The sequence below is a fragment of the Streptomyces sp. NPDC048295 genome, from assembly GCF_040652135.1.
Classification (GTDB): domain Bacteria; phylum Actinomycetota; class Actinomycetes; order Streptomycetales; family Streptomycetaceae; genus Streptomyces.
This window is the reverse complement of record NZ_JBEZLL010000024.1, coordinates 109149-120955: the sequence shown is the minus strand read 5'-3', so window position 1 is coordinate 120955 and position 11807 is coordinate 109149. Positions and strand designations below refer to the sequence as shown.

Below are 11807 nucleotides of genomic sequence, written 5' to 3'. Positions count from 1 at the left end.
CAACTGCCTAGGGAGCCTAGGCGCTTCGACGGAGGTGGCGGATGGTTCGCGCGGGTCTCACGACCGAACGCGTGGTGGAGGCGGCGGCCGATCTCGCCGACTCCATCGGCTTCGACAAGGTCACGATCTCCGCACTGGCCCGCGGCTTCGGAGTCAAGGACGCCAGCCTGTATTCGCACGTCAGGAATCTGCACGATCTGCGGACCCGGGTCGCGCTGCTGGCCGCCGGTGAGTTCATCGACCGGATCGCCGCCGCCGTGGCCGGCCGGGCGGGGAAGGACGCCCTGGTTGCGTTCGCCGACGCCTACCGGGCCTTCGCCCTGGAGAGGCCCGGACGGTACGAGGCGACGCAGATGCGGGTCGAGCCCGAAGTCGTCGCCGAGTCGTCCGCGTACCACCGCACCATCGAGACCACGGGCGCGATGCTGCGGGCCTATGGCCTGTCCGAACCCGATCTCACGGACGCGGTACGGCTGTTGCGCAGCACCTTCCACGGCTACTGCGCCCTGGAGGCGAGCGGCGGCTTCGGCGCGCCGCGCGATGTGCAGAGGTCCTGGGAGCGGTCCGTCGAGGCTTTGCACTTCCTGCTGGAGCACTGGCCGTCCGCGACGGACGAGAGGGAGACGGAGCATGGCTGACCGTGCGGTGCCGGAGCGCACCGGACAACTGAAGGTGCCCGGTGCGACGCTGTACTACGAAGTGCGCGGCGAGGGCCCGCTGCTGCTGATGATGCCCGGCGGGAGCGCCGACGCGGGGCTCTACGACCGGATGGCGGAGCGGCTGGCCGACAGCTGGCGGGTCGCGGCCTTCGACCCGCGCGGCTACTCGCGCAGCGTTCTCGACGGTGCGCCGGGCGACCAGCGGGTGGCGGTGCACGGCGAGGACGCCCACCGGCTGATCGAACTGCTGGCGCCGGACGGCGGGCCGGTGTGCGTCTTCGGCTCCAGTTCGAGCGCGATCGTCGCCCTGGACCTGCTCGCCCGCCACCCGGAGCGGCTGCATCGAGTCGTCGCGCATGAACCGCCGTTGGTGGAGCTGATGCCCGATCCGGAACGGGGACGCAAGCTCTTCGCCGCGGTACGCGAATCCTTCCGCGAGGGCGGGGTGGGCGCGGCGATGACCACCATGGCCGAGGGCCTGACGGATCCGGAGGCGGAGCCGCCGGCCGGGGGAGAGCGAAGGGCCGCGCCCGAACCGTCCGCGCGGGAGGCCGAGGCGTTCCGGCGGATGCGGGACAACCTTCCGGTGTTCCTGGAGCATGTGCTGTGCTCGTTCAGCGGTTACGCGCCGGACCCGGCGGCACTGCGTCGTGGCGCGGGGCGGCTGGTCATCGGCGTCGGGCAGGACTCGCGAACCCTGCTCACGGCGCTTCCGGGGGCCCGGCTGGCGAACGAAGTGGGCGCCGGACTCGTGGAGTTCCCCGGTGGCCACACCGGTTGCACCGAGGACCCCGACGCGTTCGCCGAGCGGCTGCGGGCGGTCCTGCTCGACCGGACGCTCCGGGGACCGCTGGGCTGAGCCCCGCAGGACGGCCCATGGCTGTCCTCACGTCAGCCCGCGAACGCGGTGTCTTTCTGATCGGGGATCACACTGCCGTCGCCGCGGCGTACCGGCCGCGAGGTCCCGTCCGAGGCGGTGTATCCGGTACTGGCGCACGGATACACACCGTCCATCCGGCCCTTCGGCCCGATGAACATGGGGTTGACCAGCCACTTGCCGTCCGCGTCGTCGTAGGAACGGCACATCAGCTCGGGCTTGTTGCGGTTCAGGGCCAGCCGCAGCCCGGTCGCGTCACGGAGCATCGACACATCCGTGTCGGAGTCCCCGGCGGCGAACACCGGCCGCTTCGCCGGGGCCTGCACCCGGGAGGCGGCGGCGCCGCGCACGCCGAAGATCTCCTTGTTGATCCAGCAGCGCTTGCCGTCGATGTAGGTGATCTGCGAGTCGTCGCCGGGACGTCCGGTACCGCAGGAGCTCAGGTGCGAGGTGTAGCGGCCCCGCTCGGTGGTGGACCGGATCCCGATCACGTTCCCGGGCGGGACGTCCACACCCCTGGCCCAGACGTCGACCACGGGCTGCGGCGAGGCGGAGACGATCCACACGTCGAACCCGGCGCGGCGCAGCGTGCGGATCAGGTCGCGCTGCTGGTCGTAGTAGCGGACGTAGCCGGTGGCGTCCTGGGTGCTGCCGACCTTCTGGGTGGCGCCCACGGGGGCGGCCAGGTTCTCGGCGCGGGCCGCGGCGGCGAAGGAACGCACCTGTACCGGCGTCCAACCGTGGGTCAGCTGCGCCAGCCAGGCGTACGACGGCTCCAGCGTGCGCCGGTCGTGGCCGGCGAAGGCGTCCTGCCCCGAGGTGGTGGTGGCCTCGCTGTAGACCGAGAGGATCTCGTCGGCGCAGGCCGTGTCGGTCGCGGTCGGCAGGGTGCGGTCGCGGCCGGTGCCGTCCGGGCAGGCGGCGCGCAGCGACCTGGCCGCCGCGTCGGTGAGATAGCGGCTGGTGGTGTGCCAGTCCCCGTGCTCGGGCCCACGGATCCGGGACTTGCGCAGCAGCCAGAACATCGTGGCGTCACCGATGTCGTTCTTGATGACGGTGTTGTCCCAGTCGAAGACCGCCACCGGCGCGGCACGGCCGTCGCGGTGGTGCGGTGCGCAGCTTCCGTACCGGTCGATGAGCCCCTGGACACGGGACCGGTTGGCCCCGTACCAGCCGGCGGACACGGTCAGCCGCGGACAGGAGCGGCCGGGAGCGGCGCGGTCGTGGGCCCGGGCGGGTGCGGTGACGGTGCCGGCCAGTGCCGCCGCGAGCGCGAGTGCGATGACGGCCGGCCGGGCGGCGGACCGGAGTGCGGGACGGAGTACGGGCACGCGAGGACACTCCTGTGGTGTGGGCGGTCGCCGCGGACGCGGGACGGGACGCACTGCGGTCCCGTCCCGCGTCCGCACACGGTCTAGAGCGGTGTGACGTAGGCGCCGGTGAGCCCGCCGTCGACCAGGAAGTCGGTGGCGTTGACGAAGGAGGAGTCGTCGCTGGCCAGGAAGGCCACGGCGGCGGCCATCTCGGTGGGCTCGGCGAACCGGCCCGCCGGGATGTGCACCAGCCTGCGCGCGGCCCGCTCCGGGTCCTTGGCGAACAGCTCCTGGAGCAGCGGGGTGTTGACCGGGCCGGGGCAGAGCGCGTTGACCCGGATGCCTTCCCGCGCGAACTGCACACCCAGTTCGCGCGACATGGCCAGCACGCCGCCCTTGGATGCGGTGTAGGAGATCTGCGAGGTGGCGGCGCCCATCCGGGCCACGAACGAGGCCGTGTTGATGATGGAGCCCCTGCCCTGACGGCGCATGTAGGGGATGGCTGCCTTGCAGCACAGATAGACGGAGGTGAGGTTGACCTCCTGCACCCGGCGCCAGGCGTCGAGGCCGGTCTCCAGGATGGAGTCGTCCTCCGGCGGCGAGATCCCCGCGTTGTTGAAGGCGATGTCGACCGAGCCGTACGTGTCGAACGCGGCCTTGAACAGGGCCTCCACCTGCTCGGCGTCCGTGACGTCGGTACGTACGAAGAGTCCGTCGACCTCCTGGGCGGCGGCCTTTCCGCTCGCCTCGTCGACATCGGCGCAGACGACGTGCGCGCCCTCGGCGGCCAGGCGCCGGACGGTGGCCAGCCCGATGCCGCTGCCGGCTCCGGTGACTACGGCTGTGCGGCCGACCAGGCGGCGGCAGACTGCGGTGGTGTCGGTCATGGTGCTCAGGCCTCCGTGCTGATGAAGACGTTCTTGGTTTCGGTGAAGGCGGCGAGTGCGTCGGGGCCGAGTTCGCGGCCCAGTCCGGACTGTTTGTAGCCGCCGAAAGGGGTGGCGTAGCGGACGCTGGAATGCGAGTTGACCGAGAGGTTTCCGGCCCGCAGACCCTGGCCGACCCGCAGGGCACGGGCCACGTCCCGGGTCCAGATCGACCCGGCCAGGCCGTACTCCGTCGCGTTGGCCAGCCGTACGGCGTCCGCCTCGTCGTCGAAGGGCAGCACCACCGCGACCGGTCCGAAGACCTCGTCGACGGCGACCGGGGCGTCCGGCGACACCCCGGCGAGGACGGTCGGCGGGTACCAGAACCCCGGGCCGTCGGGCGCCGAGCCGAGGATCGTCCGTACGCCGTCGGGCAGCGTGTCCACGAACCCGCTCACGCGCTCCTTCTGCACGGCCGAGATCAGCGGCCCCATCCGGGTCTTCTCGTCCGACGGGTCACCGACCACCACGGCGGCGACCGCCGGTGCCAGCAGGTCGAGGAAGCGGTCGTGGACCGTGCGTTCGACCAGGATGCGGGTCCGGGCGCAGCAGTCCTGGCCGGCGTTGTCCAGGAAGGACATCGGGGCGGCGGCTGCCGCGGCCTCCAGGTCGGCGTCGGCGAAGACCACGTTCGGGCTCTTGCCGCCGAGTTCCAGGGTGAGGCGCTTCACGCGATCGGCGCAGCGGGTCATGATGTGCTTGCCGGTCCGGGTGGATCCGGTGAAGACGATCTTGGCGACACCGGGGTGGTCCACCAGGGCGGCGCCGGCCACCGGACCCTCGCCCGGCAGCACCTGGAACAGCCCGGCGGGCAGCCCGGCCTCCAGGGCCAGCTCCGCCAGGCGCAGCGCGGTCAGCGGTGTGGTCTCGGCGGGCTTGAGCAGGACGGCGTTGCCGGCGGCGAGTGCCGGGGCCGTACCCCAGGCGGCGATCGGCATCGGGAAGTTCCAGGGGGCGATGACACCGATGACGCCGAGCGGCTCCAGGACGGTGAAGTCGATGCCGCCGGCGACCGGGATCTGACGGCCCAGCAGGCGTTCGACACCGCCCGCGCAGTAGTCGAGGAGGTCGCGCACATTGCCCGCCTCCCAGCGGGCGTTGCCGATGGTGTGACCGGCCTCGCGGACCTCGCAGAGGGCGAGCTCCTCGATGTGTTCGTCGACGACGGCGGCGAACCGGCGCAGCAGCCGGGCACGGTCGGCGGGTGCCGCCGAGGCCCAGACACGCTGGGCGGTGGCGGCGCGGGCGACGGCCGCGTCGACGTCGGCGGCGGTGGCGGCCGGGACGGTGGCGATGACCTCGGCGGTGGCCGGGTTCAGGATGTCCAGGCTGTGCGGTGCGGACTGTGGGGACACGTACGGGCCTCGATCGGGGGTGAGGGACGGGGCGGAGGTCACAGGCGCTCGAAGGAGCGGCGCAGCTCCCAGTCGGTCACGGCGGCGTCGTAGGCGGCGAGTTCGACACGCGCCATGTTCAGATAGTGCGCGACGACCTCCTCGCCGAACGCCTCCTTGGCGATGGGGCTGGCCTCCCACAGATCGGCGGCCTCGCGCAGGGTGGTCGGAACCTGTTCGTACTCGGAGGTGTAGGCGTTGCCCGTGCAGACCTCCGGCAGCGCCAGTTCGTGCTCCACGCCGTACAGCCCGGCGGCGACCAGTCCGGCGGTGGCGAGGTACGGGTTGACGTCGCCACCGGGCAGCCGGTTCTCGAAGCGGCGGGAGCGGCTGTGACCGACCACACGCAGCGAGCAGGTGCGGTTGTCGTGCCCCCAGGCGACGGCGGTCGGTGCGAAGGAACCGGGCTGGAACCGCTTGTAGGAGTTGATGTTCGGTGCGTACAGCAGCGAGAAGTCGCGCAGGGCGGCGAGCTGTCCGGCGAGGAAGTGCCGCATCAGGTCCGACATGCCGTCCGGGCCGTCACCCGCCATCGCGTTGTCACCGTCGCCGTCGGTGAGCGAGAGGTGGATGTGACAGGAGTTGCCCTCGCGTTCGTCGTACTTGGCCATGAAGGTGAGCGAGACGCCCTCCTGTGCGGCGATCTCCTTGGCGCCCGTCTTGTAGATCGCGTGCTGGTCGCAGGTGATCAGCGCCTCGTCGTAGCGGAAGGCGATCTCGTGCTGGCCGAGATTGCACTCGCCCTTGGCGGACTCGACGGTCAGCCCCGCCGCCTGCATCTCGTTGCGGATGCGGCGCAGCAGCGGTTCGACGCGGCCGGTGCCGAGGATGGAGTAGTCGATGTTGTACTGATTGGCCGGGGTCAGTCCCCGGTAGCCGCGGTCCCAGGCCTGTTCGTAGCTGTCCTTGAAGACGATGAACTCCAGCTCCGTGCCCACCTGTGCCCGGTAGCCGAGGCCGGCCAGCCGGTCCAGCTGCCGGCGCAGGACCTGGCGCGGTGCGGCGACGACCGGACTGCCGTCGTTCCAGGCGAGATCCGCGACGAGCAGCGCGCTGCCCTCGTGCCAGGGCAGCAGACGCAGGGTGGAGAGGTCCGGGAGCATCGCGAAGTCGCCGTAGCCGCGCTCCCAGGAGGACATCGCGTAGCCGTCGACGGTGTTCATCTCGGTGTCCACGGCCAGCAGATAGTTGCAGCCCTCGGTACCGTGCCGCAGAACCTCGTCGAGGAAGAATCCGGCGGCGAACCGCTTGCCCTGGAGCCGGCCCTGCATATCGGGAAAGGCCAGGACGACGGTGTCGATGGAGCCGCTCGCGACGAGTGAGCGCAGCTCCTCGACGGCGAGCGGGGGTGTGCGGTCTGCCACGGGATTCCTCCTTGGGTGCACCGAGGTCCATAAGGTATGACAGAGAACCATTGCTTGGGAAGAGGGTCGCCCGGTGGCGGCGAATCGGCCCCTGCGGAGCGCCCCGTGTGGTTGTCACACGCACGGCGTACATCCGTAACCACTGTTTGACGCGCGCCTCTTGTGTTTCCCCTGGCATTCCACAAAGGTGTGGCGATGAACCTTTGAGTCGATGAGCCTTTGATGCAAGCCCTCTTCGCCTCCCACGCCTCGACGCAGCGCCGTCGACCCACGACTGGAGTGCCCCATGGCCCAGGGAACCGATGCCCCCACCAGCCCGCCCGGCGGCACGGCGACCGGCACGGACGAGTACCTGCACCGTCGCACCCTGCGCCGGGGCAGCGCCGGCTGGCTCCTGCTGACCGGACTCGGTGTCGCCTATGTCGTCTCCGGCGACTACTCCGGCTGGAACATCGGCCTGTCCAAGGGAGGTTTCGGAGGACTCGCCGCGGCCACCGTGCTGATGGGGCTGATGTACGCGTGCCTGGTCTTCGCGCTGGCGGAACTCTCCGCCATCCTGCCCACCGCCGGCGGCGGCTACGGCTTCGCGCGCCGCGCCCTGGGCACCTGGGGCGGCTTCCTGACCGGTACGGCCATCCTCATCGAGTACATCCTCGCCCCCGCGGCCATCTCGCTGTTCATCGGTGACTACGTCGAATCCCTCGGCCTGTTCGGGCTCACCTCCGGGTGGCCCGTCCACCTCGCCTGCTTCGCCGTCTTCATCGGCATCCACCTCTGGGGCGTCGGTGAGGCGCTGCGGTTCAGCCTGATCGTGACCGCCGTCGCCGTGGCCGCTCTGCTGGTCTTCGCCATCGGCGCGTTCACCGATTTCGACGCGGCGCGTCTCGACGACATCCCGGTGGACACCGGCGCGTTCGGCTCCTCGTCCTGGCTGCCCTTCGGGCTGCTCGGCATCTGGGCCGCCTTCCCCTTCGGCATGTGGTTCTTCCTGGGCGTCGAAGGCGTGCCGCTCGCCGCCGAGGAGGCCAAGGACCCGGTCAGGTCGATGCCGAAGGCGCTCGCCATCTCGCTGACCGTGCTGGTGGGGCTCGCGGTGCTCACCTTCCTCTCCGCCACCGGGGCCCACGGCGCGAAGGCCATCCAGGAAGCGGGCAACCCCCTCGTGGTCGCGCTGGAGGGCGAGGGCGGTCCCACCGCCCTGAGCCGCTTCGTCAACTACGCGGGCCTGGCGGGCCTGGTGGCCTCGTTCTTCTCGCTGATCTTCGCCGGGTCCCGGCAGCTCTTCGCGCTCTCCCGGGCCGGCTACCTGCCGCGCTTCCTCTCGCTGACCAACCGTCGCAAGTCTCCTTACCTCGGTCTGCTGATTCCCGGCGCGATCGGTTTCACGCTCGCCGCCTGGATCGGCAACGGCGGCCGGATGCTGAACGTCGCCGTCTTCGGCGCCACCATCAGCTACGCGCTCATGGCGCTCTCGCACATCGTGCTGCGCCGACGCGAACCGCACCTCGAACGGCCCTACCGCACACCCGGCGGCGCGCTGACCTCGTCCGTGGCGTTCGTACTGGCATGCTCGGCGCTGGTGGCGACCTTCCTGGTGGACCGCGACGCGGCGTTCATCGCTCTCGGCGTGTACGTGGTGGCGCTGGCCTACTTCGCGTTCTACAGCCGCCACCGCCTCGTCGCGAGCGCCCCGGAGGAGGAGTTCGCCGCCCTCGCGGCGGCCGAGGCCGAGCTGTCACGGGACTGAACATGCCTGCGGAGCAGCGGATTTGTCTCCGTATCCGTCCTGCCACATCCGTACGCGGCAGGGGCCGCACCCACGACCGAGCAGCGAACGAACCAGAGGAGGGTCTCCATGACCCGGCCCGTCATCGGCATCAGCACCTATCAGGAACCGGCCCGGTGGGGCGTGTGGGAAATGCCGGCCGTTCTGCTGCCTGCCTCCTACCCACGCCTGGTGCGGGCGTCCGGCGGCCTCGCGGTGATGCTGCCCCCCGACGACAGCGCCGACGCGGCCCGGGAGGCCGTGGCGGCACTGGACGGTGTGGTGATCGCCGGTGGCGCCGACGTCGAACCGGCACGCTACGGCGAGACGCCCGATCCCCGCACCGGCCCGCCCGCCCGCGCACGCGACGCCTGGGAACTCGCCCTGATCGGGGCGGCGATCGACCGACAGGTCCCGCTGCTGGGCATCTGCCGGGGCATGCAACTGCTCAATGTCGCTCTCGGCGGCACCCTGCACCAGCACCTGGACGGTCATACCGGAGGCACCGGAGTCTTCGGCGAACACACCGTCACTCCCGTTCCCGGCACGGTGTACGCGGCGGCCGTCGGGGAGCCGGCCGTGGTGCCCACCTACCACCACCAGGCCGTGGACCGCCTGGGATCCGGCCTCACGGCAAGCGCGCACGCCTCAGACGGCACCGTGGAGGCCATCGAGCTCACCGGCCACGAGAGCCTGGTGCTGGGGGTCCAGTGGCACCCCGAAACGGGTGAGGACATCCGGGTCATGACCGCTCTCGTGGAAGCGGCGGCCCGACGCCGAGCTGTCACCGGGGCGGGCGCTCCCGTACCGTGACCGCCGGCCGGGCCGGTGCGGGGGAGACCCGGCGCTCTCTTGTCATCGGCCTTCGTCTGCACATAAGTTGGGCGCTTGCGACGTGTCCTACTGTCAGTGGGGGAGCCAAGCCATGGCCGCGAACGGACGGCACCGCAGATATCAGCCCAGCCGGATCAACCGTGCCTCGCTCACGGTCACCGCGGGCGGTGCGGGCATCGCGCTCCCGCTCATCGCAGCCGCCTCGGCGGGCGCCGCGTCGACGGATGTCTGGGAGAAGGTCGCCGCCTGCGAGTCCACCGGCAACTGGCACATCAACAACGGCAACGGCTACTTCGGCGGGCTGCAGTTCAGCCGGTCGACCTGGTCGGCGTACGGAGGCACGGTCTACGCCCCGCGCGCCGATCTGGCCACCAAGGGCGAGCAGATCGCCATCGCCGAGAAGGTGCTCGACGCACAGGGACCGGGCGCCTGGCCCAGCTGCTCGACGAGGGCGGGGCTGACCAGGGGCGGGGACGCCGCCGACATCAACCCGCAGTCGCAGCGGACCGGTCAGGTACGGGCCCCCGGCAAGGCCGCCCCCGGCAACAGCACCGCGGAGAAGCCGACGACGAAGCGCACCTCCGCCCCCGCCACGCCGACCACCGTTCCCGGCAAGCGCAAGTCGTACACCGTGGCACGCGGCGACTCGCTCTCGGCGATCGCGGCGGCGAAGCAGGTCCGTGGCGGCTGGCAGCACCTCTACACACAGAACCGTGAGGTCGTGGGCGACGACCCCGACCTCATCCTGCCCGGCCAGCGCCTGAGCCTGGACACGGCACGGTCGCCGAAGGCGGCACCCCGGACGGGCGCGCCCGCACAGGCCGAGCCGAAGAAGGAGCCGAAGCCCCGGACGGCCACCGTGCCGAAGCAGCGAGCGGCCTCATCGCAGCACCAGGAGGCGAAGCCCCAGCAGCAAGCGGCCGAGCCCCGGCTCCGGACGGCGAAGCCGCACCACGACACCGCGAAGCCGAAGCCGCACCCGAAGAAGACCGAGGGCCACCGTCCGAAGGAGCGGACGGAGAAGCACCCCGGTCTCGTCGCCCCCGTGGCGGCCGGCATCGGCACCCCGTACCACCAGGCCGGTTCCTGGGCCAGCGGCTACCACACCGGGGTCGACTTCCCCGTCCCGACCGGCACGTCGATCAGGGCGGTGGCCTCCGGCACGGTCGTCTCGGCGGGCTGGGGCGGGGCGTACGGCTACCAGGTCGTCATCCGGCACAGCGACGGCAAGTACAGCCAGTACGCCCATCTGTCCGCGCTGCATGTGCGTGAGGGCCGGCACGTCTCCGCGGGCCAGCGGATCGCCCGCTCCGGCTCCACCGGGAACGTCACGGGCCCGCACCTGCACTTCGAGATCCGCACCGGCCCCGGCTACGGATCGGACATCGACCCGCTGGTCTACCTCAGGGCGGGCGGCGTCAGCGTCTGAACGGCCGCGTCGTCGGGATCGGCGGCCCCCGCGGACGAGCCGCCCCGCCGCTCCGTGCCGGTGTACGACGACGCCCCGGGACCGAACGCCACCCGGCCCAGACAGTCCAGCGGCATCAGCGCGGGCAGGGGACGCGCAGAGGAGGACGTTTCCGGGGCCGCTTCGAGGGCCGTGGCGGGCACCGGGGCCGCAGGCGTCAGAAAGACAGGCACCTCGCCCTCCGCGTCCGTCCCGCCCACCGGCGCGTCCGTGAGCACGCTGCCCGCCGCCTGCGCGGCACGGTGCTCCGAGCCCAGCCGCTCCGTCGTGAGCAGTATCAGACCGCCCGCGGCGAGCACCGCACAGGCCAGCGCGAGCATGGTCCCGGCCGTGCCGTGCCGGAACTGCTCACCGAACATCGTGAGGCCGACGACCGCCGCTATCACCGGGTTCACCACGGTCACCGTCGCCAGCGGAGCGGTCAGCCCGGCACCCCGGTACGCGGCCTGGGAGAGGATCATCCCGGCGGCCGCGAAACCGCCGATCGCCACCAGCGCCGGCAGCCCCGTGGCCAGGGCGCCGGAGGCCCATCCCACCGCCACCGTCTTCACGAACACCGAGGCGATGCCGAACGCGATGCCCGCCGCCCCGGCCAGGATCACGCTCCGTACCACCGGCCGGCGCACGCCCACGGAGATCAGGGCGAGCAGTGCGACCGCGCCGAGCGTCACGCCGGCGACGATCAGCTGGTCCGTGCCGTTCAGGGAGTGCGACTCGGAGTTCCCCGTGAGCGCGAGCAGGCCGGCCAGGCCGACGGTCGCCATGATCGCGCCCCGCCACGCCGTTGCTCCCGCCCGACGGCGTACGAAGAGCGCCGCCATCGGCAGGGCGAAGACGATGGTCAGCGCTCCGAGCGGCTGGACGAGGCTGAGCGGGCCGAAGGCCAGGGCCACGACATGGAGCACCGCGCCCCCGCCGTTCAGCGCCACGGCGGCCCACCAGGCGCGGTTGCGCAGCGGTGCGAGTGAGCGGTCGTCGCCGGTCGTCGCCACGCGCTCCTGGACGATCGCCCCGGCCGCGTACGCGACCGCGGAGACCAGTGACAGCAGCACGGACAGCGCAAGGGAACTCATGTACACCACGATGTCTCTTCCACGCGGCTGCGTCGTCGTCCTTGAGACGGCGATTCGGCGTACTTCTTTGGTAGTACGGCCGTGGTCCCAGTGTCCTCCTGCGGAGGGTGGCTCTCCCCCGGAGACCGCTGACC

General features: G+C 71.5%; 10 protein-coding genes. 5 read left to right on the top strand and 5 right to left on the bottom strand.

Going from position 1 to position 11807, the window contains the following annotated elements; all coding sequences use genetic code 11:
- Positions 1 to 41 precede the first annotated feature (41 nt).
- Together AB0D53_RS30215 and AB0D53_RS30210 are read left to right on the top strand one after the other, a co-directional pair.
- Positions 42 to 638, top strand: coding sequence for a WHG domain-containing protein (locus AB0D53_RS30215; protein WP_362452227.1), 597 nt, complete (start codon positions 42 to 44; stop codon positions 636 to 638).
- Positions 631 to 1518, top strand: a complete 888-nt coding sequence (locus AB0D53_RS30210; protein WP_362452226.1) for an alpha/beta hydrolase — start codon at positions 631 to 633, stop codon at positions 1516 to 1518. Before AB0D53_RS30215 ends, AB0D53_RS30210 begins: the two co-directional genes overlap by 8 nt.
- 32 nt (positions 1519 to 1550) lie before the next feature.
- Here the strand turns inward: AB0D53_RS30210 and AB0D53_RS30205 are convergent, their stop codons facing one another.
- The 4 genes from AB0D53_RS30205 to AB0D53_RS30190 form a co-directional block, all read right to left on the bottom strand.
- Positions 1551 to 2867: a haloacid dehalogenase-like hydrolase gene (locus tag AB0D53_RS30205; protein WP_362452224.1), complete on the bottom strand. Its 1317-nt coding sequence runs from the start codon at positions 2865 to 2867 to the stop codon at positions 1551 to 1553.
- An 83-nt stretch (positions 2868 to 2950) separates the two neighbouring features.
- Positions 2951 to 3736, bottom strand: coding sequence for a 3-oxoacyl-ACP reductase (locus tag AB0D53_RS30200; RefSeq protein ID WP_362452222.1), 786 nt, complete (start codon positions 3734 to 3736; stop codon positions 2951 to 2953).
- Between the two features lie 5 nt (positions 3737 to 3741).
- On the bottom strand, positions 3742 to 5130 hold the full coding sequence (locus AB0D53_RS30195) for an aldehyde dehydrogenase family protein (RefSeq protein WP_362452221.1): 1389 nt from the start codon (positions 5128 to 5130) through the stop codon (positions 3742 to 3744).
- A 38-nt stretch (positions 5131 to 5168) separates the two neighbouring features.
- Positions 5169 to 6533: a glutamine synthetase family protein gene (locus AB0D53_RS30190; protein ID WP_362452220.1), complete on the bottom strand. Its 1365-nt coding sequence runs from the start codon at positions 6531 to 6533 to the stop codon at positions 5169 to 5171.
- 286 nt (positions 6534 to 6819) lie between these two features.
- On the opposite strand from AB0D53_RS30190, the gene eat reads away from it, so the two are divergent.
- The 3 genes from eat to AB0D53_RS30175 all read left to right on the top strand — a co-directional run bounded on the left by eat (position 6820) and on the right by AB0D53_RS30175 (position 10561).
- A complete protein-coding gene (eat, locus tag AB0D53_RS30185) occupies positions 6820 to 8280 on the top strand; it encodes an ethanolamine permease (RefSeq protein WP_362452219.1) in 1461 nt (486 codons plus the stop codon).
- Between the two features lie 108 nt (positions 8281 to 8388).
- The gene (locus AB0D53_RS30180; RefSeq protein ID WP_362452218.1) at positions 8389 to 9111 is read left to right on the top strand and encodes a gamma-glutamyl-gamma-aminobutyrate hydrolase family protein; all 723 of its coding nucleotides are present in this window, start codon (positions 8389 to 8391) and stop codon (positions 9109 to 9111) included.
- 112 nt (positions 9112 to 9223) lie between these two features.
- Positions 9224 to 10561 carry a transglycosylase family protein gene (locus AB0D53_RS30175; protein WP_362452217.1) on the top strand — a complete coding sequence of 446 codons (1338 nt, stop codon included), beginning with the start codon at positions 9224 to 9226 and terminating at the stop codon, positions 10559 to 10561.
- Here AB0D53_RS30175 and AB0D53_RS30170 read toward each other — a convergent pair.
- Positions 10531 to 11673 carry a DMT family transporter gene (locus AB0D53_RS30170; RefSeq protein WP_362452216.1) on the bottom strand — a complete coding sequence of 381 codons (1143 nt, stop codon included), beginning with the start codon at positions 11671 to 11673 and terminating at the stop codon, positions 10531 to 10533. The two genes, AB0D53_RS30175 and AB0D53_RS30170, sit on opposite strands and share 31 nt — an antisense overlap.
- Between the last annotated feature and the right edge of the window lie 134 nt (positions 11674 to 11807).